The 22,225-nt window shown below is 72.9% G+C and carries 20 protein-coding genes; 7 read left to right on the top strand and 13 right to left on the bottom strand.

Going from position 1 to position 22,225, the window contains the following annotated elements; genetic code table 11:
* Positions 1-8: 8 nt before the first annotated feature.
* Both KBX63_RS31715 and KBX63_RS31710 read left to right on the top strand, forming a co-directional pair.
* A complete protein-coding gene (locus KBX63_RS31715; RefSeq protein WP_210917658.1) occupies positions 9-1,469 on the top strand; it encodes an argininosuccinate lyase in 1,461 nt (486 codons plus the stop codon).
* Positions 1,466-2,395 (top strand): ROK family protein, encoded by a 930-nt coding sequence (locus KBX63_RS31710; protein ID WP_307871914.1) that lies wholly within the window; start codon positions 1,466-1,468, stop codon positions 2,393-2,395. The genes KBX63_RS31715 and KBX63_RS31710 overlap by 4 nt, the downstream gene beginning before the upstream one ends.
* A gap of 155 nt (positions 2,396-2,550) precedes the next feature.
* On the opposite strand, the gene KBX63_RS31705 is transcribed toward KBX63_RS31710, so the two are convergent.
* The 8 genes from KBX63_RS31705 to KBX63_RS31670 all read right to left on the bottom strand — a co-directional run bounded on the left by KBX63_RS31705 (position 2,551) and on the right by KBX63_RS31670 (position 10,990).
* Positions 2,551-3,975: an acyl-CoA carboxylase subunit beta gene (locus KBX63_RS31705; RefSeq protein ID WP_210917655.1), complete on the bottom strand. Its 1,425-nt coding sequence runs from the start codon at positions 3,973-3,975 to the stop codon at positions 2,551-2,553.
* 22 nt (positions 3,976-3,997) lie between these two features.
* Positions 3,998-5,224 (bottom strand): beta-ketoacyl-ACP synthase II, encoded by a 1,227-nt coding sequence (gene fabF, locus KBX63_RS31700; RefSeq protein ID WP_210917653.1) that lies wholly within the window; start codon positions 5,222-5,224, stop codon positions 3,998-4,000.
* A 2-nt stretch (positions 5,225-5,226) separates the two neighbouring features.
* Positions 5,227-5,466: an acyl carrier protein gene (locus KBX63_RS31695; RefSeq protein WP_074313380.1), complete on the bottom strand. Its 240-nt coding sequence runs from the start codon at positions 5,464-5,466 to the stop codon at positions 5,227-5,229.
* An 86-nt stretch (positions 5,467-5,552) separates the two neighbouring features.
* Positions 5,553-6,497, bottom strand: a complete 945-nt coding sequence (locus KBX63_RS31690; protein WP_210917650.1) for a beta-ketoacyl-ACP synthase III — start codon at positions 6,495-6,497, stop codon at positions 5,553-5,555.
* Complete coding sequence (locus KBX63_RS31685) at positions 6,494-7,663, bottom strand: acyltransferase domain-containing protein (RefSeq protein WP_210917648.1); 1,170 nt, start codon at positions 7,661-7,663, stop codon at positions 6,494-6,496. Before KBX63_RS31685 ends, KBX63_RS31690 begins: the two co-directional genes overlap by 4 nt.
* Positions 7,664-7,741: 78 nt before the next feature.
* Positions 7,742-9,043 (bottom strand): helix-turn-helix domain-containing protein, encoded by a 1,302-nt coding sequence (locus KBX63_RS31680; protein WP_247663746.1) that lies wholly within the window; start codon positions 9,041-9,043, stop codon positions 7,742-7,744.
* Between the two features lie 22 nt (positions 9,044-9,065).
* A complete protein-coding gene (locus KBX63_RS31675; protein WP_210917643.1) occupies positions 9,066-9,788 on the bottom strand; it encodes a response regulator transcription factor in 723 nt (240 codons plus the stop codon).
* The gene (locus KBX63_RS31670; RefSeq protein WP_210917641.1) at positions 9,785-10,990 is read right to left on the bottom strand and encodes a sensor histidine kinase; all 1,206 of its coding nucleotides are present in this window, start codon (positions 10,988-10,990) and stop codon (positions 9,785-9,787) included. The genes KBX63_RS31675 and KBX63_RS31670 overlap by 4 nt, the downstream gene beginning before the upstream one ends.
* Before the next feature lie 120 nt (positions 10,991-11,110).
* Between KBX63_RS31670 and KBX63_RS31665 the strand changes: the two genes are divergently transcribed.
* Both KBX63_RS31665 and KBX63_RS31660 read left to right on the top strand, forming a co-directional pair.
* Positions 11,111-11,473 carry an orotate phosphoribosyltransferase gene (locus tag KBX63_RS31665; protein WP_247663745.1) on the top strand — a complete coding sequence of 121 codons (363 nt, stop codon included), beginning with the start codon at positions 11,111-11,113 and terminating at the stop codon, positions 11,471-11,473.
* Between the two features lie 191 nt (positions 11,474-11,664).
* Entirely contained in the window at positions 11,665-12,006 is a 342-nt protein-coding gene (locus KBX63_RS31660; RefSeq protein ID WP_210917638.1) for a hypothetical protein, read from the top strand.
* A gap of 46 nt (positions 12,007-12,052) precedes the next feature.
* On the opposite strand, the gene KBX63_RS31655 is transcribed toward KBX63_RS31660, so the two are convergent.
* The gene (locus KBX63_RS31655; protein ID WP_210917636.1) at positions 12,053-12,703 is read right to left on the bottom strand and encodes a hypothetical protein; all 651 of its coding nucleotides are present in this window, start codon (positions 12,701-12,703) and stop codon (positions 12,053-12,055) included.
* A 243-nt stretch (positions 12,704-12,946) separates the two neighbouring features.
* Here KBX63_RS31655 and KBX63_RS31650 point away from each other — a divergent pair, with 243 nt between their 5' ends.
* The gene (locus KBX63_RS31650) at positions 12,947-13,579 is read left to right on the top strand and encodes a copper resistance protein CopC (protein ID WP_307871913.1); all 633 of its coding nucleotides are present in this window, start codon (positions 12,947-12,949) and stop codon (positions 13,577-13,579) included.
* Positions 13,580-13,813: 234 nt separating this feature from the next.
* Here the strand turns inward: KBX63_RS31650 and gltX are convergent, their stop codons facing one another.
* From gltX to KBX63_RS31635, 3 genes are all read right to left on the bottom strand, one after another.
* Positions 13,814-15,223: a glutamate--tRNA ligase gene (gene gltX, locus KBX63_RS31645; protein WP_307871911.1), complete on the bottom strand. Its 1,410-nt coding sequence runs from the start codon at positions 15,221-15,223 to the stop codon at positions 13,814-13,816.
* 94 nt (positions 15,224-15,317) lie between these two features.
* Complete coding sequence (locus tag KBX63_RS31640; RefSeq protein WP_210917632.1) at positions 15,318-16,595, bottom strand: MFS transporter; 1,278 nt, start codon at positions 16,593-16,595, stop codon at positions 15,318-15,320.
* Complete coding sequence (locus tag KBX63_RS31635) at positions 16,592-17,941, bottom strand: GH1 family beta-glucosidase (protein ID WP_210917629.1); 1,350 nt, start codon at positions 17,939-17,941, stop codon at positions 16,592-16,594. The genes KBX63_RS31640 and KBX63_RS31635 overlap by 4 nt, the downstream gene beginning before the upstream one ends.
* A gap of 187 nt (positions 17,942-18,128) precedes the next feature.
* On the opposite strand from KBX63_RS31635, the gene KBX63_RS31630 reads away from it, so the two are divergent.
* Positions 18,129-18,578, top strand: coding sequence for an SRPBCC domain-containing protein (locus KBX63_RS31630; RefSeq protein WP_074313361.1), 450 nt, complete (start codon positions 18,129-18,131; stop codon positions 18,576-18,578).
* 185 nt (positions 18,579-18,763) lie between these two features.
* Here KBX63_RS31630 and aceE read toward each other — a convergent pair whose 3' ends face one another.
* Positions 18,764-21,502, bottom strand: coding sequence for a pyruvate dehydrogenase (acetyl-transferring), homodimeric type (gene aceE, locus KBX63_RS31625; RefSeq protein ID WP_210917626.1), 2,739 nt, complete (start codon positions 21,500-21,502; stop codon positions 18,764-18,766).
* 292 nt (positions 21,503-21,794) lie between these two features.
* Between aceE and KBX63_RS31620 the strand changes: the two genes are divergently transcribed.
* Positions 21,795-22,199, top strand: a complete 405-nt coding sequence (locus KBX63_RS31620; RefSeq protein WP_210917623.1) for a secondary thiamine-phosphate synthase enzyme YjbQ — start codon at positions 21,795-21,797, stop codon at positions 22,197-22,199.
* Positions 22,200-22,225: the final 26 nt, after the last annotated feature.

Genomic DNA, 22,225 nt, shown 5'->3' with positions numbered 1-22,225 from the left:
ATCCCGTCATGAGCACCTCCGCGCTGACCACCTACCAGCGGCACCACCTGCGGCCCACCTACGAGCATCACGTCGGACACCTCTTTCCGGCGATGGTGCGAGCCAGTCAGGCCCACGTGGTGATGCTGACCGAGCGTGGGCTCATCCCCGCCGAGCGGGGCGCCGGACTGCTGCGGGGGCTGGCCGTGCTGCGTGCCGACACCGCACCCGCGCCGATCTACGACGGCAGCTTCGAGGACGTCTACTACCTGGTGGAGAAGCGCCTTGCCGAGGCGTGCGGAATCCCGGCCGCCCAGCTCGACGTGCAGCTCGCCCGCAGTCGCAACGACCTCGACGCCGGGGTGTTCCGGATGCTGCTTCGTGACCAACTGCTCGGCGTGCTCAACCGGGTGCTCGCCACCGGTGCGACCGCTCTGGACGCCGCGGACCGCTACGCCGACGTGGTCATCACCGGCTACACGCACCGTCGGCCCGCGCAGCCCACCACCATCGGCCACGCACTCGCCGGCTACGCCGAGGCGTTGGCGGGTGAGGCGATCGCCTACGCCGACCTGATCGACCAGCTGAACGTCTCGCCGCTGGGCTCCTGCGCCTTCGCCGGCACAGACCTGGACATCTCCCCGGCCCGGGTGGCGGAGCTGCTCGGCTTCAATGGCCTGGTCACCAACTCTTACGAGGCGGTGGCCGGTGCCGATCACCTGGTGCGGGTCGGCACGCTCAACGCCCAGTCGCTGGCCACCGGCGCCCGACTGGCCCGGACTCTGATGGACTGGCTGACCTGGCGCTGGGTGGCCACGCCCGGCGACTTCACCCAGGGCAGCAGCATCATGCCGCAGAAGCGCAACCCGGTGGTGCTAGAGCATCTGGTGTCGATGGCCGGCGCTGCCGCTGGGGACGCCGCATCGGTGCTCAACAACGTCGGCGCGGCCTGGTGGGAGGACTCCAACAACGCCACCACCGACGTGCAGGTCCGGCTCTGGGACAGCAACGACCGTACGGACCGCTTCTTCGCCCTGCTCGGCGGCTTCCTGGCCGAGCTGGAGCCGCTGGAGCCGCCGTCCCGGGAGGAGATTGTCGCCTCCGGGGCCACCACCACGGCCGCTGCCGATGCGCTGACCCTGCACGGGGTGCCGTTCCGGGCCGCACATTCCGTGGTCGGCCGGCTGGTCCGCGGCGGCGCGCCGGACTCCTGGACGGAGAGCGACGTGCGCGCCGCCGCCGACGCGGTTGGCCTGAGCGAGCCGTTGGACGACGCGGCGGTCGCCGACCTGATCGCCGCCGCAGTCCGCCCGGAGCTCGTGCTGCGCCGGGCCCAGATCGACGGCCCCGGTTCGGACGCGGTGCGCGCCCAGGTGGGCGAGCTGCGTGGCGCCTTCGATACCGTCGCCGGCCGGCTCGCCGCCGTCCGGGACCGTCTCGCGGCGGCCGACGCCGCGCTGGACGAGGTCGCCGAGGTGACGGCCAGGTGACCGTACGACTGGCCGACCGCGCCGAGCAGGCCGCCGGGGCCGGAGACGTCGGCGGTCTGCTGCTCGGCATCGACTTCGGCGGCACCAAGATGGCGGTCGGGGTGGCCGACGGCTCGGGCCGGCTGCTGGCCAGCGAGCGGGTGCCGACGCACGCCGACCGGGGTGCCCGCCAGGCGCTGGACCGAGCGCTGGAAGTGGCGAGGCGGCTGCTCGGAGAGGTCGGCGGCCCGGTCGCGGCGGTCGGGGTCGCCTCGCCCGGGGTGGTCCGGCCCGACGGCATCGACCTGGCGCCGAATGTGCCGGGCTGGGACCGGCTGCGGCTGGTCGACACGGTCCGCGAGCGGCTCGGCGTGCCGGCGGTCGCGGTCGACAACGACCTCAACGCCGCCGCCCTGGCCGAGCTGCGGCTCGGCGCGCTGCGCGACGCCGACCCCGGCCTGGTGGTCGGGCTCGGCACGGGAGTGGCGGCGGCGGTCACGGTGCGCGGCACCGTGCTGGCCGGACGGCACGGGGCCGCCGGTGAGATCGGGTACGCCCTCGCTGGCGCCGCCCGTCCCGGCAGGATGCTCGAGTTGGTCTTCTCCGGACGCGCACTGGACCAGCTCGCCGCCGAGTTGGACGTGCCGGATGGTGCGGCCGGGCTCGCTGCCCGGGCCGACCAGCCCGGTGAGGTGCGGGACGTGTTGCGCGGCAGGGTCGACGAGCTTGCCCGCCATCTGATCACCTGCTGTCTGTTGGTGGATCCGCAGCGGGTGGTGCTGGTCGGCGGGGTGGCCGGCAGCGAGCTGATCCGGGGGCTGATCGTCGACCGGCTTGCCGAGGTGCTGCCATACCGGCCGGAGATCGTGTTCTCCAGCTTCGCCGCCGACGCGGCGCTGCTCGGCGCGGTGCTCCTGGCCCGGGAGGCGGTCCAGGCGCCCCGCTGACTCGACGCGGGTCCGGGCCGGCCCGTACCCCCGGCCGGCCCAGGGCCTTGACCCGCCCGGCCGGAAACCGGTCGCGCCGCCCCCGGCCGGCCTGGCCCGCAAGGAAGGGCCCCTTCTTATCGCGACGCGATAAGAAGGGGCCCTTCCTTGCACCGCTACAGCGGGATGTTGCCGTGCGCGCCGCGGGCGGCCGGGGCGCCGGCCAGCGCCTCGGCGATCCGCCGGCGGGTCTCCGCCGGCTTGATCACGTCATCCACCACGCCGATCTCCAGCGCCCGGTTGACCCCGCCCGCCGTGCGGGTCTGCTCCTCGATCAGCTGCGCGCGCAGCGTCTCCCGCTCCTCCGCCCGAGCGGCGGCGAGCTTCTTGCGGTACAGGATGTTGACCGCCGCGCTGGCACCCATCACCGCGACCTCCGCGTTCGGCCAGGCGAAGACCGCGGTGGCACCCAGCGAGCGGGAGTTCATCGCGATGTACGCGCCGCCGTACGCCTTGCGGGTCACCAGGGTCACCCTCGGCACCACCGCCTCGGCGAACGCGTGCAGCAGCTTCGCCCCGCGCCGGACCACGCCGTCCCACTCCTGGCCCAGGCCGGGCAGGTAGCCGGGCACGTCGACCAGCACGATCAGCGGCACGCCCAGCGAGTCGCACATCCGCACGAACCGGGCCGCCTTCTCCGCGCTGGACGCGTCCAGGCAGCCGCCGAGGCGCAGCGGGTTGTTGGCGATCACCCCGACCGTCCGGCCGGCGAACCGGCCCAGCGTGGTCACCACGTTCGGCGCCCACTTGGCGTGCAGCTCCACGCCGGGGGAGTCGAGCAGGGCCTTGACCACCGGCTTGACGTCGTACGCCCGGTTGGTCTCGGCCGGCATCTTCGCCGACAGGTCGTGCCCCTCCGCGTCGGCGGCCGGCACGTCGTCGGGGGAGAGCCGGCCCTGGCGGCCGAGCAGCGCGGCGAGCTTGCGCGACTCGACCATCGCCGCCGCGTCGTCGGCGCAGGTCACGTGCACCACGCCGGAGCGGCGGCCGTGCGGCTCGGGGCCGCCCAGGCGCTCCATGTCGACCTGCTCACCGGTGACGCTGCGGACCACCTCGGGCCCGGTCACGAAGATCCGCCCGGCGCCGCTCATCACCACGATGTCGGTCAGCGCCGGCCCGTACGCCGCGCCACCGGCCGCCGGCCCGAGCACCACGGAGATCTGTGGTACCCGGCCTGACGCGCGGACCATGGCCGCGAAGACCTGCCCGACCGCGTCGAGCGCGACCACGCCCTCGGCCAGCCGGGCGCCGCCGGAGTGCCAGAGGCCCAGCACCGGCACCCGCTCCCGCACGGCGGTGTCGATCGCGTCGACCACGTGCCGGCACCCGTCGGTGCCCATCGCGCCGCCCATCCTGGTGGCGTCGGTGGCGTACGCGATGGCGGGCGTGCCCTCGATCTCGCCACGCGCCCAGAGCACCCCGGAGCTGTCCCGGGGGGCCAGCAGGCGCAGCGAGCCGGCGTCGAACAGCGCCCGGAGCCGGACCTCAGGATCCCGGTGGTCCACCGTGCGGCTGTCCGCACCGAGGGCGGCGGTGCTCACGTGCGCCTCCAAGGCGGTGGTCTCAGGCCCGTGTGAAGACGAGAGCCACGTTGTGGCCGCCGAAGCCGAACGCGTTGTTCAGCGCGGCCGGGATCTCCATGTGGCGCGCCTTGTGGGCGGCCACCTCCAGGGTGAGACCGTCGTCCGGGTCGTCGAGGTTGATCGTCGGAGGTACGACACCGTCACGGATGGCCAGGATGGTGGCGATCGACTCCAGCGCGCCGGCCGCACCGAGCAGGTGGCCGGTCATCGACTTGGTCGCGGCCAGCACCGGGTGGTTGCCGAGTGCCTTGTGCAGCGCGCCGATCTCCAGCATGTCGCCGACCGGGGTCGACGTGGCGTGCGCGTTGACGTGCACGATGTCCCGCTTGGCCACGTCCGCGTCCGCGATCGCCCTGGCGATGGCCCGGATGGCGCCCTCGCCCTCGGCGTGCGGCTGCACGATGTCGTACGCGTCGGAGGTGATCCCGGCGCCGGCGAGGCGCGCGTACACCCGGGCGCCCCGGGCGGCGGCGTGCTCCGCCCGCTCGAGCACCACGATGCCGGCGCCCTCGCCGAGGACGAAGCCGTCACGGCCCCGGTCCCACGGGCGGGAGGCCCGCTCCGGCTCGTCGTTGCGGGTCGACATGGCCCGCATCGAGCTGAACCCGGCGATCGGCAGGGCGTGGATGACCGCCTCGGTGCCGCCGGCCACCACCACGTCGGCCCGGCCGGCGCGGATGATGTCCAGGCCGAGCGCGATCGCCTCCGCGCCGGTCGCGCAGGCGCTGGCCACCGAGTGCACGCCGGCCTTGGCGCCCAGCTCCAGCCCGACCCAGGCGGCCGGACCGTTCGGCATCAGCATCGGGATGGTGTGCGGGGAGACCCGCCGCGGCCCGGACGCCTCCAGGATGTCGTCCTGGGCGAGCAGGGTGGTGGCACCGCCGATGCCGGAGCCGACGCTGACCGCCAGGCGTTCACCGTCGAGGCCGGAGTCGGCCAGGCCGGCGTCCGCCCAGGCCTGCTGCGCCGCGATGATCGCGATCGCCTCGGAGCGGTCCAGCCGGCGCAACCGGATCCGGTCCAGCACCTCGGACGGTTCCACGGCCAGCTGGGCGGCGATCCGGACCGGCAGTTGCGCGGCCCACTCCTGGGTGAGGGCACTCACCCCGGAGCGGCCGGCGAGCATTGCGTCCCAGGTCGACGCGACGTCCCCGCCAAGCGGGGTCGTCGCGCCGAGCCCGGTGACGACGACGTCGGGACGACTCATGATCAGGACTGCGCCGCGATGTAGGTGACGGCGTCCCCGACGGTCTTGAGGTTCTGCACCTCGTTGTCCGGGATCTTGACGCCGAACTTCTCCTCGGCCGCCACCACGACCTCCACCATGGAGAGCGAGTCGACGTCGAGGTCGTCGGTGAAGGACTTCCCCTCGGCCACGTCGTCCGGGTTCACCCCGGCAACCTCTTCGAGGATCTCGGCGAGGCCGGTGGTGATCTCGTCACGGGTCATTGCGGTTGGTTCCTTTCATCGGGGGTTCTCCGGCGGCCGGCGTCGCCAGCCGCCACTCCTGGGCGCGTGTGCGCCCGAGGGGGTCATCAGGGGCAGCGGACGACCTGACCGGCGTAGGTCAGGCCACCGCCGAAGCCGAACAGCAGCACCGGGGCGCCCGAGGGCACCTCTCGCCGCTCGACCAGCTTGGACAGGGCCAGCGGTACGCTCGCCGCGGAGGTGTTGCCGGACTCGACGATGTCCTTCGCGATGATCGCGTTGGGGATGTTGAGCCGCTTGGCGATGCCGTCGATGATCCGGGCGTTGGCCTGGTGCGGCACGAACGCGGCGAGCTCCGACGGATCGACCCCGGCCCGCTCGCACGCCTGCAGGGCCAGTGGCGCCAGCGCGGTGGTGGCCCAGCGGAAGACCGACTGCCCCTCCTGCTGGATGTACGGGCGCCAGCCCTCGATGCGGACCGCGTCGCTCTTCTCCGGCGCCGAACCCCAGACCACCGGACCGATCCCGGCCGGCTCGTCGTCGGCGGTCGCGGTTACCACCGCGGCACCGGCGCCGTCGCCGAAGATGATGCAGGTGGAGCGGTCGGTCCAGTCGGTGAAGTCGGAGAGCTTCTCCGCGCCGATGACGATCGCGTTGCGCGACGCCCCGGCCCGGATGGCGTGGTCGACGGTGCCCAGCGCGTAGGCGAAGCCCGAGCAGGCGGTGTTGACGTCGTACGCGCCCGGCGCGGCGATGCCCAGCTTGGCGGCGACCCGGCAGGCCACGTTGGGGCTGCGGTCGACCGAGGTGCAGGTGGCGACCACGACCAGGTCGATGTCGGCGGCGGTCAGGCCGGAGTTGGCCAGCGCCTTGCCGGCGGCGGCGGCGGCCATGTCGGCCACCGTCTCACTGTCGGCGATCCGGCGGGTGACGATGCCGACCCGGTCCCGGATCCACTCGTCGTTGGTGTCCACGAGCTGGGCGATGTCGTCGTTGGTCACCACCCGGGACGGCTGGTAGTGCCCCATCGAGACGATGCGACTGCCAGTCATGAGCGACCTCCGATGCGGGCGAGCGGTTGGCCCGGCGCGACCGGGTCGTCGTGGTGGGCGAGCCATTCGGTGAGGACGCCGCCCTGGTGCGCGGTCACCTCGACCGGCCCCTGCCGGGTGCCGATGTGCCCGACGACCTGGCCGGCGCGGATCGTCTCGCCCTCGGTCAGCTCCGCGGACGGGGCGAAGGTGCCGGCGGACGGTGCCACCACCACGCGGAACTGCATGGTCGGCTCGTGGCTGGGCGCCATGCCGTGCCGGGCGATCAGGTCCCGCGCGGCCGGTAGGTCGTCCGGGGTGTTCAGGGTGACGATCTCCGGGGCGCCGTCGCCCTTCAGCTCCCGCTTGACCAGCCCGGCCAGTGTGCCGGCCGGCGGCAGCTCGATCACGCCGGTCACACCGAGGTCGGCCAGCGTGCGCATGCACAGGTCCCAGCGGACCGGCGCGGTGACCTGGCGGACCAGGCGCTGCACCATGTCGCGGCCGTGGTCGACCGCGGCGCCGTCGAGGTTCGACAGCAGGATCCGGGCCGGGTCGGCCGGGATGATCCCGGCGGCCACCGCGGCCAGCGCGGTCTCGGCCGGCGCCATGTACGGGGTGTGGAACGCGCCGGCCACCTGGAGCCGGATGATCCGGGTCTTCGCCGGCGGCTCGGCGGCGAGCTTGTCCAGCCCGTCCAGCGAACCGGCCGCGACGATCTGCCCGGCGCCGTTGCGGTTGGCCGGGTGCAGCCCGTGCGCGGCGATCGCGGCGAGTACCTCGTCCGGGTCGCCGCCGAGCACGGCGGCCATCCCGGTCGGCTCCAGCGCGCACGCGGCGGCCATCTCCCGGCCCCGGACACCGGCGAGGGTGATGGCGGCCTCGGCCGACAGCACCCCGGCCAGCGTCGCGGCACCGAGCTCGCCGACGCTGTGCCCGGCGGTGAGCGTCACGTCGTACAGCGGCAGGTGCTCGGCGGCGAGCAGCGCCGCGGCGACCAGCAGCGGCTGGGTGCGGGCGGTGTCCTTGATCTCGTCGGCGTCGGCGGCGGTGCCCAGGTGCACCAGATCGACCCCGGCCAGAGCCGACCACCAGCGCAGTCGCGCCTCGGTGCCGGTCAGGTCGAGCCAGGGGGTCAGGAAGCCGGGTTTCTGGGAACCCTGGCCGGGACTAAGTACGGCGAGCACGACTATGACTCTCCCCGATACGCGTGGGTAACGCTGTGCCGGCCTCGACCAAACCACACTAGAAGCTTTGGAGGGTTCCTACAAAGATCGGCGGTGATCGTCGCCGGTTTGGGTGGATTTCCGGGCCGCCGGGGTCATTGTCTGGGTCGGGACGGGCGGGATCACCGGGGTCACCGGATCCAGCCGGCCGACGGTCAGCGCCACCTGGAGGGCGAACGCGTCCCGGGGAGACAGTGGCGAGAAGCCGGTCACCTCCGCGATGCGGCGCAGACGGTAGCGCACCGTGTTCGGGTGCACGAACAGCGCCCGCGCGGCGCTCTCCAGTGTGCCGCCGGCGGCCAGGAACGCGTCCAGCGTCTCCAGCAGCTCGCCACCGGCGCGCACCAGGGTCGCGTACACGTCGTGCCGCAGACGGCGGCGGGCCTCCGCGTCGCCGGCCAGGGCCCGCTCCGGCAGCAGGTCGGCGGCCGGCACCGGCCGGGGCGCCGTCGGCCAGGCCGGGGCCGCCCGGAAGCCGGCCAGCGCGGCCCGCGCCGACTCCGTCGCCTCGTCCAGACTGGGTACGGCCGGACCCACCACCACCGGCCCGTCCCCGAACGCGGTCAGCAGCTTGCCGGTGGCCCCCAGCGGGTCCGCCGCGCCGCCCAGCACGATCACCAGCCGGTCGCCGTGCACCCCGCCGATCACCTCCACCCCGATCCGCCGGGCCTGCCGGTAGACCACGTGCAGCACCGCGGAGACCTCCCCGCCGGGGGAGCGGCCGACCGCCACCGCCACCGGAGGCGCGTCCGTCCAGCCGAGCGCCGCCGCGCGGCTGGCCAGCACGTCCGGTGAGTCACCGCGCAGCAGCGCGTCGACCAGCAGGGCCTGTAACCGGGCGTCCCACGCGCCGCGTGACTCGGCGGCCCGCGCGTACACCCGGGCGGCGGCGAACGCGATCTCGCGGGAGAAGCGCAGCACCGCCTCACGCAGCTGCTGCTCCTCGCCCTCGGCGGCCAGGTGCGACACCTGCTCCTCGACCACGTCGATGGTCACCTTGATCAGTGCCACGGTCTGCTGGAGGGTGATCGACCGGGCCAGCGCCTCGGGAGCGGCGGCGAAGACCTCGTCGGAGACCTCCTGGGTGCTGTCCGCCGTGCCGCCGCCGTCGCGTAGCCACTGCACCAGCGACCGGGCGCCGGCCTGGGCCACCAGCATCACCCAGGAGCGCTGGTCGGCCGGCAGGGCGCGGAACCAGGGCAGCGTCTCGTCCATCCGGGCCACGCTGGCGGTGGCCAGCGCCCCCGCCGCGCGCTCGATCTGACGCAGCGTGGCCGTCAGCTCCCCACCGCCCGGCGTACTCACCGCCCTAGCCTGACACGCGCTGACCTGGATCTTCATGCCGGGCCGGCCCGGCCCGCGGTCACGGCGGCGGGTCGGGAGCGGGCAGGCCCAGTTCCTGGGCCAGGATCGCGGCCTGCACCCGGCTGCGCAGGTCCAGCTTTGCCAGGATCCGGCTGACATGCGTCTTGGTGGTGCTCTCCGCCATCGCCAGCCGGTCGGCGATCTGCTGGTTGGACAGGCCCAGGCCGAGACAGGCGAGCACGTCCCGCTCGCGCGGGGTGAGCGTGTCCAGGGCGGCCCGGGTGGCCGCCGACGCACCCGGCGCGGTGGCCGCGAAGGCCGCGATCAACCGGCGGGTCACCGCCGGGGCGATGAACCCGTCCCCGCGTGCCACCGTCCGCACCGCCGCGACCAGCCCCGCGGCGTCGGTGTCCTTGAGCAGAAAACCGGCCGCTCCGGCGCGCAGCGCCCCGAAGACGTACTCGTCGAGGTCGAAGGTGGTGAGCACCAGCACGTCGGCGAGTCCCTCGGCGACGATCGCCCGGGTCGCGGAGATGCCGTCCCGGCGCGGCATCCGGATGTCGAGCACAGCGACGTCCGGACGCAGCTCCCGGCACAGCCGTACCGCCTCGTCGCCGTCGCCCGCCTCGCCGATCACCTCGACGCCGGGCGCGCCGGCCAGGATCAGGGTCAGCCCGGCTCGTACGGCCGGCTGGTCGTCCGCCAGCACCACCCGGACCGCCGGTCCCGTCGGCCCGCCCGCTGCGCCGCCGTCGTCCGGCGCCCGGGCCGGGCCGGTCACCCGTCCTCCCGGGTGGGCAGCGCGGCCCGGACCTGCCAGCGGCCGTCGTGCGGCCCGGCGCTGAACCGGCCCGCCAGAAGCGTGGCGCGTTCCCGCATTCCGATCAGCCCGGCCCCGGCGCCGGTCAGCCCGGCGCCGCCCCGGCGCACCGGGTTCTCCACGGTCAGCTCCACCTCCGTCGGCCGGTACGCGATGGTCAGCTCCGCCTCGCCCGCGCCGTGCTTGAGGGCGTTGGTCAGGGACTCCTGCACGATCCGGTACGCCGCGAGGTCCACCCCCACCGGCAGCGGACCGGGTGTGCCGTCGGTGCGGACCCGCACCGCGAGGCCGGCGGCCCGGATCCGCTCGACCAACCGGTCCGCCTCGGCGAGCCGCGCGGTGGCCGCCTCCGGCAGCGCGCCGCCGTCGCCCGCCGGTGCGCGCGCGCCGCCGGGACCCGGCTCGCGCAGCAGTTCGATCATCTGCCGCATCTCCGTCAGACCCTGCACACTGCTCTCCCGGATCACCCGCAACGCCGACTCGACCTGGCCGCGGTCCAGTCCGGGCACCGACAGCACGGCGGTGGCGTGGATGGCCACCGCGCTGAGATGGTTGGCGACCACATCGTGCAGCTCCCGGGCCATCCGGGCCCGTTCGGCGCTGACCGCCTGCCAGCGGTCCAGCTCGACCAGCCGGGCGGTCTGCTCGGCCCGGGCCCGCTCGGCGGCGGCCTGGTCGCGGTACTGCCGCACGCTGATCCCGGTGAGCACCGGCAACAGGCCGACGAGCACCACCAGCACCCCGACGGCGACACCGCTCCACTGGTCGGAGAGGAGCACGCCGACCACCGCGCCGACCAGGCTCAGCCCGATGGTCACCCGCAGCAGCCACCGCCACAGCCGTGGTGGGCCGTACACGCAGGCGTCGTAGAGCACCTGGGTGTAGATCAGGATCGTCCCCAGCGAGCCGCCGAGCGCGATGTCCACGACCACCGCCCCGGTGCCGACGGCCAGGCTGGTCCGTGGGGCGACGCGGCGCAGGCCCACGGCCACGCACATGGCCAGCAGCGGCGGCAGGAACAGGCCGGCCGGCACGTCCGGGTGCGGACGGATCTGCGGTTGCCAACCGAGGGTCCACAGCACCAGGCCGCCGGCCAGCGACGCGCCGGCCAGCGCGAGGTCCCGGCCGCGGGTACCGGAGCCGAGCCACGGCGGCGGTCGCATACCCCTGATCCCACCACAGCCGCCGACCGTCGGACTCCGACCGGAGGAGGACCCCGCCGGACCCGGCATGCGCCGAAAGGGGTACGCCCACCGCGCACCGATCCGGCGAGAATGATCATCATGACTCCCGCAGAGACCATGGCCGCGCTGGCCCGCGAGATCGACACCACCTGCCGGCTGACCGGCGAGTTCGTGCTCCGCTCCGGCCGCACCGCCGACGAGTACTTCGACAAGTACCGGTTCGAGGCCGATCCCCGCCTGCTGGACCGGGTGGCCGCCCACCTCGCGCCGCTGGTCCCGACCGACACGGAAGTGCTGGCCGGGCTGGAGATGGGCGGGATCCCGGTGGTGACCGCGCTCGGCCGGCACACCGGGCTGCCCTGCGCCTTCGTCCGGAAGACCGCGAAGCCGTACGGCACCGCCCGGCTGGCCGAGGGGACGGAGCTCACCCGCGCCGATCTGGAGGCCCACCGCAGCCGTTGACCGGGTCCGGCCTGGCCGCCGGTACCGGTCGTCGGTCGAGGCGGGTCCCGGTCTGGGAGACGCTGTTACCTCGTCGTCCGAAGCGCTGACCCCGGGGTACGCCGTGCGCGACCCGTCGGTCCCGGCCAGTACGGTGGCAGGGCACGTCGGGGGGAGCACCCGCGGGTGAGTGCGAGCGTGAGGAGACCGGGATGGCGCACGGGGAGGCCGAGCACGGCTGCGCCCAGGGCGAGCCCTGCCGGCCGGGGCACCACGACCCGCAGGCGGCTGCCAAGCACCGCCGGGCGGTTGGCGGCGTGCCGTCACACCCGGCGGAGCCGACCACCGGCCGGCCCGCTGCCGGGGCCGACGACGACGCCGTGGTGCCCCGTCAGCGGGCCGCCGAGCCGGCGCTGCCCGGGGAGCCCGAGCCCGACTCCACCGCGGGGTGCCGCAGCGAGATGCCCGGATGGGCCGGCGCCCACCGGCACGGCCCGGTCCGGCCGCGTCAGCGGGCCACCCGCCGGGAGCGTCCACCGCGCCGCTGGTGCTGACCACACGACCGCCCGCCTGACGATCAGCGTGCGGCCGTGCTGGCGGTCAGCGGGTGCGGCGACGGATCAGCAGCGCGATCCCCGCGAGGCCGACCGTGATGGTCAGCATCACCGCGACGTTGAGCAGCAGCAGTCGCTGCAACTCGCCGAGCGCCTCGTCGATGTCCTTGGCCGGGTCGAGAGTGTCCTCCGGGAGCACCCGCTCGCCGCCGCCCACGCCGCCGCTGACCGTGTCGAACTGCCGCTCCAGCGGCACCCCTGCGGTGCGCAACGTCTCGGACATGCTGAGCCGGCCGAGGAACCAACCGGCGCCAATCTTGCGGGAGTCCGGCTGCTTCGCCGGCCGGTAGATCCGCGGACCGCCGACCGCCTTGGGATAAAGGTCGTACGTCTGCTTCGGCGTCTCACCGGCGAGCACCACGACCGTGTACTTCGGACCGAGGGTGGCCGCCTTCGGCCCCTTGGGCTGGCCGGTGCGGCCGAGGAAGTTGACCTGGTCGATGACCGCGACCACGTGCGCGGGCTGCGTTTCCGCGCGCAGGCGCAGCGGCTCGGACAGCCCCGGGCCGGTGATGTCCACCCCGGCGGGTGCCGGCTTCGGTGCCGCCGCGGCCGGGCCGGCGGTGCCGAGCGACAGCAGCGTCGCCGCCAGCGTGCCGGCCAGCACGGCGACCCACCGCCTCATCTGTCGGACCATCCCGCCTCCTCGCCCCGTTCGATGGATGGCTTCGCCGTGACGTCCGGATCGATTGGTCGGTGGCGGAACCGACCGGGTGGTCGGGGCCACTCTCACAGAGTCGCAGAACGTCGATGATTTTCAGCTTGTGGAGCAGTAATTGGAACTATCTGCGATCTCTGCTCGACTAATGAGGAGCCGTTTGATCAGCGGGCGGATCGTACCCTTACGGAGGGGTTCATGGGGGGCAGGTTTACACGTGTGGTGCGGGTCGTGCCAGTGGTGCTCGGCGTGGCGTGCGGTGTGTCGTTGCTGGCCCCGGCGACGCCGGCCGCGGCGCACAATTCGCTGACCGGCAGCGATCCGCGCGACGGCGCCCGGGTGGCCACCGCGCCCACCCGGGTCGAGCTCCGTTTCCTGGCCAAGCTGGACCCGGCTACGACGAAGATCACAGTAACCGGACCGGACAATGTGGTCGCTGGCGGGCTGCCGGCCTTCGCCGGCAGCCGCGTGCGTGTGCCGTTCACGCCCGGTGCCGCGGGGCTCTACATCGTCGGTTACCAGGTCGCCTCCGGCGACGGGCACCCGGTGAAGGGCGAGGTGCGCTTCACCCTCACCACCGGAACGGCCGCCGACCCGTCCGCGAGCCCGTCCGCCCTGCCATCGGTCAGCGGTGGCACTGCCGCGACGCCGGGCGTCGCGGCCGCCTCGCCGTCGGCCGGGCCGGCCTCGGCGTCACCCGGCGCGGAGAACGGCAGCCCGACGGCGGTCGTGCCGCTGGCGCAGGAGCGCGCCGACTCCGATCACCGCCGGTGGCTCTGGGCACTCGGCGCCCTGGCGCTGATCGTCGCCCTGGTGAGCGGATTCCTGCTGCGCCGCCGCGCCACCCGCGGCTGAGCCCGATCCAAATGCCTGGCCGACCCTCGGTCAGCCACGTTGCCACCTTTGCTCTGCTTACACGCACGCAACACTCAGTGCCTGTTTCTGTTGCGGATGAGTAAGCAGAGCAAAGGCGGCGAGGAGGGTGCGCCCGGCTCCATCAGGTGACGCCGCCACTTCGGTGCGGAGGGCGACGCCGACCCAAGCCGCCCCGCCGTCGTCGAGCGGCGCGGCGTTACGCGGCGGAGGCGGTCAGACCAGGCGGACGCGGGCGGCGCGCATCCGGGTCAGGGTGCGCTCGCGGCCGAGCACCTCCAGCGACTCGAACAGCGGCAGGCCGATGGTACGACCGGTGACGGCGACCCGGACGGGTGCCTGCGTCTTGCCGAGCTTGAGACCCCGGTCGGCGCCGACCGCCTCCAGCGTCGACTTCAGTGACTCGGCGTCCCAGGACTCCAGCGCATCGAACGCGGCGATGGCGGCGTCCAGCAGGTCGGCGGAACCGTCCTTCATGGTCTTGGTCCAGGCAGCCTCGTCCATCAGTGGCGAGGCCAGGAAGAGGAAGTCGACGTTCGGCACGATCTCGCTGAGCACCGCGATCCGGGTCTGAGCCAGCGGCGCTACGGCGGCGAACGCGTCGGCGTCGAACTCCTCGGGCTGCCACGGCGGCGGCGCGATGGTCCCGGTGCCGGCCAACCACGGCTGGCAGGCGTCGATGAACTCGGCCACCGGCAGCGCGCGGATGTACTCGCCGTTGAACGCGCGCAGCTTCTTCTCGTCGAAGAACGCCGAGGAGAGGTTGACCTCCTCCAGCCGGAACTCGTCCTCGATGACCGACCAGGGAACGATCTCCCGGTCGCCGGAGGGGGCCCAGCCGAGCAGCATGAGGTAGTTGCGCATCGCGCCGGCGAGGTAACCCTCGTCGCGGTACGCCTCCAGGGCGACCTTGTCCCGGCGCTTGGAGAGCTTCTGCCGCTTCTCGTTGACCACCACAGGCACGTGCGCCCAGATCGGCGGCTTGACCCCGAGGGCTTCCCAGAGCAGCTGCTGCTTGGGGGTGTTGGGCAGGTGCTCCTCGGCCCGGATCACGTGGGTGATCCCCATGGTCATGTCGTCGACGACGTTGGCCAGCAGGAAGACCGGCGAGCCGTCGCCCCGGGCGATGACGAAGTCCTCGATGAGCTTGTTCTCGAAGGTGGGCTCACCGCGGATCAGGTCGACCACCACGGTCGCGCCCTCGTCGGGCGTACGGAAGCGCAGCGCGTGCCCCGGGCCGGGGCCGAGGCCGAGGTCGCGGTGGTAGCCGTCGTAGCCCTGGTACTGCGAGCCGGTGCGGGCCTGCACGTCCTCTCGGGTGCAGTCGCAGTAGTAGGCGCGGCCCGACTCGTACAGGCGCGCGGCGGCGGCCCGGTGCTCGCCGGCGTTCGCCGACTGGAAGTACGGGCCCTCGTAGCTGCCCCGGGAGATCCCGATCCAGTCCAGCGCGGAGAGGATGCCCTCGGTCCACTCGGGCTTGTTGCGCGCCACGTCGGTGTCCTCGATGCGCAGCACGAAGACCCCGCCCTGCTGCTTGGCGTAGATCCAGTTCTGCAGCGCCGAGCGGGCGCCGCCGACATGGAACATACCGGTCGGGGAAGGGGCGAAGCGCACACGTACCGTCACGCCCCCAGCCTACGGCGACCGGCAAACGGGTAAGGAAGGGCCCCTTCTTATCGCCTGGTGTTGTACAAGGGGCCCTTCCTAACACGCCGGAGGGTCAGGTGACTGAGCGGATCTTGACGACCAGGGCACTGCCGACCACGGTGACCGCGGCGGTGACCGCGTAGAGCGTCGGGTAGCCGCCCAGGTGCACCACGAGCGGGGCGGAGAGCGCCGGGCCGAGCACCTGTGGCGCCGAGTTGGCAATGTTGATCACGCCGAGGTCCTTGGCCCGGTCGGTGGCCCGGGGCAGCACCTGGGTGATCAGCGCGGCGTCCACCGAGAGGTAGACGCCGTACCCGGCGCCGAGCAGCAGCGCGGCGACGATCGCCATCGGCCAGACCGGCGCGACCGCGAGCAGCAGCGCCGCGACCGCCATGATCAGTCCTGAGATGATCACGTAGATCTTGCGCCGCCCGGACCGGTCCGACAGCCGGCCGGCGACCACCGCGGTCAACATCATGCCGAGCGTGTAGAGCAGGATCAGGACGAGCAGACCGCCCTCGGGGTCGGGATGGCGTACCCCGTCGGTGAGGAAGTACAGCAGGTAGAGGGTGCCCAGGGCGTTGCCGAGCTGGACCAGGAACCGGGTGATCCAGGCCCAGGTGAAGTCCGGGTGCCGGCGCGGGCTGATCCACATCGAGGCCAGCAGCGCGCGTGTCCGCAGCGCCGGCCGGTGCGCGCGGGGCAGCGGGTCGTCGGGGGTGAACAGCGCGAACGGCAGGGACAGCAGCAGGATGGCCACGGCGATGGCCAGGTAGCCGGCGGCGTTGCCGGTGACCAGGGCGGTGACCAGCACCGCGCCCAGTACCAGCCCGAGCGCCTGCGGGATGCCCACCCAGCCGGAGACACCGCCGCGCTGCACGACCGGCACCCGGTCCGGGACGGCCGCGGTGAGGCTGGCCAGCATCGCGTTGAAGCACACCTGTGCGGCGACCCAGCCGAGGGCGACCCCGAGGATGGTCTGCTGCTGGGCCAGCAGCACCAGGGCCGCCGCGCCGAGCACTGCCCCGCCGGCGGTCCAGACGTGCCGGCGGCCGAACTCCCGGCCGGCCACCCGCAGGCAGGTCCGGTCGGACAGCGCGCCGGCGAGCGGGTTGGCGAGCACCGCGGCCAGCGCGCCCAGGCCGGTGACCACGGCCAGCATGGTCTCCTTGTCGCCCGGCGCGATCCGCTCGATCTGCTGCGGCAGCAGCACCTGGATCGGGGTGAAGAACGCCATCCAGACCCCGAGGTTGGCCGCGAAGATCAAGCCGATCCAGCCGCGCCGTACCGGCACGGTCGGCTCGGCGAGCGCGGCCGGCAGCGACGCCGGGGTCGGGTCGAGGGTGGTCACCGCGCCGACCCCGGCCGGTCGGCCGCGATCACGTCCCGCAGCCAGGTGTACGAGGACTTCGGCGTACGGGTCTGAGTGGCGTAGTCGACGTGCACCAGACCGAAGCGCTTGGTGAAGCCCTCGGCCCACTCCCAGTTGTCGAGCAGCGACCACACGAAGTACCCGCGTACGTCCACCCCGTCGTCGATGGCGGCCCGCACCGCCCGCAGGTGCCCGTCGAGGTACGTGATCCGGTCCGGGTCCGCTACCCGCCCGTCGGTGTCCGGCACGTCGTCGTACGCGCAGCCGCTCTCGGTGATCTCGATCGGTGGCAGCGCGTCGCCGTACGTGTCGCGAAGCCAGCGGAGCAGGTCGTGCAGCCCGTCGGGAGCCACCGGCCAGTCGAAGGCGGTGCGCGGGTAGCCCTCGAGCGGGACCAGGTCGAACGGCAGCGGCGATCCCTCCTCGGCGGCGCGTACGCCGGTCGGGTTGTAGTAGTTGACCCCGAGCACGTCGATCGGCGCGGCGATCGTGTCCAGGTCGCCGGGGTGGACCACGCCGGCGTCGAAGCCGGGCAGTTCCGGGTAACCCCGGCCGAGCAGCGGGTCGGTGAAGAGCCGGTTGTGCAGCGCCTCGTACGCGGCACCGGCGGCCCGGTCGGCGTCACCGTCGCCGAGCACCCGCACCGGGGAGTAGTTGTTGGCGATCGCCACCGGGCCGGCGGTTCGGGTCCGCAGCGCGGCGACCGCGAGACCGTGCCCGAGCAGTTGGTGGTGGGCGACCGGAAAGGCGTCGAAGAGCAGCACCCGGCCGGGGGCGTGCACGCCCATTCCGTAGCCGAGGCTCATGTGGATGAACGGCTCGTTCAGCGTGATCCAGAGCCGGACCCGGTCGCCGAGCCGGGCGGCGGTCAGGTCGGCGTACTCGGCGAACCGGGCGGCGGTGTCGCGGTGCAGCCAGCCGCCGGCGTCCTCCAGCGCTTGGGGCAGGTCCCAGTGGTACAGGGTGGCCACCGGGTCGATGCCGGCGGCCAGCAACTCGTCCACCAGCCGGTCGTAGAAGTCCAGGCCGGCGGCGTTGGCCGTGCCGGTGCCGGTGGGCTGCACCCGGGGCCAGGCGATGGAGAACCGGTACGCCGAGACGCCGAGCCCGGCCAGCAGCGCCACGTCCTCGGTGCGCCGGTGGTAGTGGTCGCAGGCCACGGCGCCGCTGCTGCCGTCGCTGATCCGGCCGGGGGAGTGCGCGAAGGTGTCCCAGATGGACGGCCCGCGTCCGTCTGCTGTGGTGGCGCCCTCGATCTGGTGGGCCGAGGTGGAGACGCCCCAGCGGAAGCTGGCGGGGAACTCGGGCATCGGTGCGGTCGGCATGCGCCCTCCCGGTCAACGTGAAACGTGTTCGGGACTTTAGGGCGCTCCGGATGAATGCGCCATAGGTCGGGATGACGCGATGCGCAATGGTTGATCGGCGTGTCTTTTTCCGAACCCGTCCAGGTAAGTCCGAATTTGCGCATAGAGTGCCGATATCGTGGGATGTCCTCACTGGAGGAAGACGGAAATGATCCTCGTTGAACGCAGTGCGCACGTGGCGGCGCCGGTGGAAGTGGTCTGGGACGTCGTACAGCGGGCTGAGCAGTTGCCGGCCTGGCTGGCGGGGGTCCGCGCGGCCGAAGTGCTCTCGGGGGAGGGCTTCGGGCGGCGGCAGTTGGTCCAGGCGGGGCGCGGCTCGGCGCACGAGGCCGAGGTGATCGCCTATCAGGAGCCGACTCTGATCGGCTGGCGGGAACGGGCCAAGGGCGCGGGTGCCCGCGCGGAGGCGCGCACCGAAATCTACGTCCAGCTCACTCCGGACGAGGAGGAGGAGGGCGGGACCATCGTGCGGCTCATCGTGGTCCGCTGGCCGGCCGGCCCGGTCAAGGCGGCCCTGCTGCGCCTGGGGCTGCGTCGGGTCGGCGCGGACCTGGAGGACTCGCTGGCCCGGCTGACCGACCTGGCCGCCGTCGGCTGATCCGCCGAGTCCCCGGCGTCACCCGCCCCGGCGGTGGCCCCGGGTCCCCGCCAGGGACCCCGGACCGCCGCCACCCCCATCTCACCCGCCGTCCGCCCGGTCGGTCGGGAGTCCGGGGCGAGGGTGCGGGTGCACCAAAAAGGGCCCGGCGCACGTGCGCCGGGCCCTTCCTGGGTCGTGCTGGATCAGCTGTCGCCGCCGGTCTCGCCGACCGGGGCGGCGTTCACGTCGTCGATCGCGTACTTCTTGGCGGCCTCGGCCGGCACGGTGGCCGCAACCGCGCCGCTGCGGGCGAGCTGCCGCAGCGTGGCGACCACGATCGACTCGGCGTCGACGTGGAAGTGCCGCCGCAGAGCGTGCCGGGTGTCCGACATGCCGTAGCCGTCGGTGCCGAGCGACGTGTAGTCGCCGGGCACCCAGCGCGCGATCAGGTCCGGCACCGCGCGCATCCAGTCGCTGACCGCGACCTTCGGCCCGTCCGCCTCGGCCAGCTTGTGCTGGACGTACGGCACCTTCGCCTCGGCGCCCGGATTGAGCAGGTTGTACTCCTCGCACTCCACCGCGTCGCGGCGCAGTTCGGTCCAGGAGGTCACCGACCAGACGTCGGCGGCCACCCCCCAGTCCTGGGCGAGCAGATGCTGGGCCTTGAGCGCCCACTGCATGCCGGTGCCGGAGGCGAGCACGTTGGCCTTCGGGCCGTCGACCTGCGGTGCCGGCGAGTAGCGGTAGATGCCCTTGAGCAGGCCCTCCACGTCCACCCCGGCCGGCTCGGCCGGCTGGAGGATCGGCTCGTTGTAGACCGTCAGGTAGTAGAGGACGTTCTCCTGCGCGTCCCCGTACATCCGGTGCAGGCCGTTCTCCATGATGTGCGCGATCTCGAAGGAGAACGCCGGGTCGTACGCGACCACCGCCGGGTTGGTGGCGGCGATCAGCAGCGAGTGGCCGTCCTCGTGCTGGAGGCCCTCACCGTTGAGCGTGGTGCGCCCCGCGGTCGCGCCGAGCAGGAAGCCCCGCGCCATCTGGTCCGCCGCAGCCCACAGCCCGTCGGCGGTCCGCTGGAACCCGAACATCGAGTAGAAGATGTACATCGGGATCATCGGCTCGTCGTGCGTGGCGTACGAGGAGCCCGCCGCGGTGAACGAGGCGACCGAGCCGGCCTCGTTGATTCCCTCGTGCAGGATCTGCCCGGTGGTCGACTCCTTGTACGACAGGAACAGCTCGCGGTCGACCGAGGTGTAGCGCTGGCCGTGCGGCGAGTAGATCTTCGCGGTCGGGAAGATCGAGTCGAGGCCGAAGGTGCGCGCCTCGTCCGGGATGATCGGCACCCAGCGCTTGCCGAACTCCTTGTCCTTCATGATGTCCTTGAGCAGGCGGACGAAGGCCATGGTGGTGGCCACCTTCTGCTTGCCCGAACCGCGCTTGACGTCGGCGAACCGCTCCGGGCCGGGGATGGTCAGCCGCTTGGTGCTGGTCCGCCGGGACGGCAGGTAACCGCCGAGCTGCTCGCGCCGCTCCTTGAGGTACGCCAACTCCTCGGACTTCTCGCCCGGGTGGTAGTACGGCGGCAGGTAGGGGTTCTCCTCCAGCGCCGAGTCCGGAATGTCCAGGTAGAGGCGGTCGCGGAAGGTCTTCAGGTCCTCCAGCGTCAGCTTCTTCATCTGGTGGGTCGCGTTGCGGCCCTCGAAGTGCGAGCCGAGCGTCCAGCCCTTGATCGTCTTCGCCAGGATGACGGTGGGCTGCCCGGTGTGCTCGGTGGCCGCCTTGTAGGCCGCGTAGAGCTTGCGGTAGTCGTGCCCACCCCGCTTGAGGTTCCAGATCTCGTCGTCGCTCAGCGGCTCGGCCATCTTGCGCGTGCGCGGGTCCCGGCCGAAGAAGTGCTCCCGCACGTACGCGCCGGACTCCGCCTTGTAGGTCTGGTAGTCGCCGTCGGTCGTGGTGTTCATGAGGTTCACCAGCGCACCGTCGGTGTCCGCGGCGAGCAGCGGGTCCCACTCCCGGCCCCAGACCACCTTGATCACATTCCAGCCGGCGCCCCGGAAGAACGCCTCCAGCTCCTGCATCACCTTGCCGTTGCCGCGGACCGGGCCGTCCAGCCGCTGGAGGTTGCAGTTGATCACGAAGGTGAGGTTGTCCAGCTCCTCGCGGGCGGCCACGCCGATGGCGCCCAGCGTCTCCGGCTCGTCCATCTCACCGTCGCCCAGGAACGCCCAGACGTGCTGCTGCGACGTGTCCTTGATGCCGCGGTGCTGCAGGTACCGGTTGAACCGGGCCTGGTAGATCGCGTTCAGCCCGCCGAGGCCCATCGAGACGGTCGGGAACTCCCAGAAGTCCGGCATCAGCCGCGGGTGCGGGTACGACGGCAGCCCGCCGCCGGGGTGCGACAGCTCCTGGCGGAAGCCGTCGAGCTGGTGCTCGCTGAGCCGCCCCTCCAGGAACGCCCGCGCGTACATGCCGGGGGAGGCGTGACCCTGGTAGTAGATGTGGTCGCCGCCGCCCGGGTGGTTCTTGCCCCGGAAGAAGTGGTTGAAGCCCACCTCGTAGAGCGACGCCGAGCTGGCGAAGGTGGAGATGTGGCCACCGACGCCGATCTCCGGGCGCTGCGCCCGGTGCACCAGCATCGCGGCGTTCCACCGGACGTAGGCCCGGATCCGCCGTTCGACGTGCTCGTCGCCCGGGAACCACGGCTCGCGCTCCGGCGTGATCGTGTTGATGTAGTCGGTGGTGGTCAGGGGCGGAACCCCGACCTGGCGCTCACGGGCCCGCTCCAGCAGGCGCAGCATGACGTAGCGGGCGCGTTTGGCACCCCGCTCGTCGATGACACCGTCAAGCGACTCGACCCATTCGCTGGTCTCTTCAGGGTCGATGTCCGGAAGCTGGCTCGGTAGGCCGTCGCTGATCACCGGGCGCTTGCGTTCCGTAGCCACAGGCGTTCCCTCGGTTGTGTGTGGGATAGGTCTCTAGCGCCATCCTGCCCCCTGGTGGCACCCGTCGTCACGTCTAGGTCCCCCCGACGCGATGAGCAACACAGGTACTGGCCGGTAACTTAGCGCTACGAGGCCTCCGCGCCGGCGGCTGGTCCGGCGGCGGCTGGTCCGGCGGTGGCTGGTCCGGCGGCGGCGACTCCGGCGGTGGCTGGTCCGGCGGTGGTGGAGGCGACTCCGGCGGGGGTGGCGGTGGCGGCGGCTCCTGAGCCGGTACTGGGGCAGAATGCGACGTATGCGCAGTGACGTGATCACCGTCCAGACCGGGTCCCGACCGGCCGTCCGGGACATCACCGCCGAGGCCCAGGGGTTCGTCTCCAGCGAGGGCGACGGCCTGCTGCACGTCTTCGTGCCGCACGCCACCGCCGGGCTGGCGATCATCGAGACCGGCTCCGGCTCCGACGACGACCTGCTCCGGGCGCTGGACGACCTGCTCCCCAGCGACGACCGCTGGCGGCACCGGCACGGCTCCCCCGGCCACGGCCGCGACCACGTGCTGTCGGCGTTCGTGCCGCCGTACGCCACGCTGCCGGTGCTCGGCGGCCGGCTGGCGTTGGGCACCTGGCAGTCGCTCTGCCTGGTCGACACCAACGGCGACAATTCCGTCCGCCAGGTCCGCTTCTCGTTCCTCCCAGCCTGACACGCTTCCTCCCGCCCCTCCCCTCC

This window comes from Micromonospora sp. U21 (assembly GCF_018070045.1).
Taxonomy (GTDB): Bacteria; Actinomycetota; Actinomycetes; order Mycobacteriales; family Micromonosporaceae; genus Micromonospora.
Note: the sequence above shows the minus strand (reverse complement) of the source record. Positions and strands in the feature narration are given on the sequence as shown.

Coding starts and splice junctions, on each gene's coding strand:
- KBX63_RS31670 (WP_210917641.1), bottom strand. CDS start 10,990: ATGCGACCGCCGCCGTGGCTCGGCTCCGGTACCCGCGGCCGGGACCTC.
- KBX63_RS31715 (WP_210917658.1), top strand. CDS start 9: ATGAGCACCTCCGCGCTGACCACCTACCAGCGGCACCACCTGCGGCCC.
- KBX63_RS31635 (WP_210917629.1), bottom strand. CDS start 17,941: ATGCCGACCGCACCGATGCCCGAGTTCCCCGCCAGCTTCCGCTGGGGC.
- fabF (WP_210917653.1), bottom strand. CDS start 5,224: ATGAGTCGTCCCGACGTCGTCGTCACCGGGCTCGGCGCGACGACCCCG.
- KBX63_RS31680 (WP_247663746.1), bottom strand. CDS start 9,043: ATGAAGATCCAGGTCAGCGCGTGTCAGGCTAGGGCGGTGAGTACGCCG.
- KBX63_RS31655 (WP_210917636.1), bottom strand. CDS start 12,703: ATGGTCCGACAGATGAGGCGGTGGGTCGCCGTGCTGGCCGGCACGCTG.
- KBX63_RS31665 (WP_247663745.1), top strand. CDS start 11,111: ATGACTCCCGCAGAGACCATGGCCGCGCTGGCCCGCGAGATCGACACC.
- KBX63_RS31695 (WP_074313380.1), bottom strand. CDS start 5,466: ATGACCCGTGACGAGATCACCACCGGCCTCGCCGAGATCCTCGAAGAG.
- KBX63_RS31620 (WP_210917623.1), top strand. CDS start 21,795: ATGCGCAGTGACGTGATCACCGTCCAGACCGGGTCCCGACCGGCCGTC.
- KBX63_RS31660 (WP_210917638.1), top strand. CDS start 11,665: ATGGCGCACGGGGAGGCCGAGCACGGCTGCGCCCAGGGCGAGCCCTGC.
- KBX63_RS31630 (WP_074313361.1), top strand. CDS start 18,129: ATGATCCTCGTTGAACGCAGTGCGCACGTGGCGGCGCCGGTGGAAGTG.
- KBX63_RS31690 (WP_210917650.1), bottom strand. CDS start 6,497: ATGACTGGCAGTCGCATCGTCTCGATGGGGCACTACCAGCCGTCCCGG.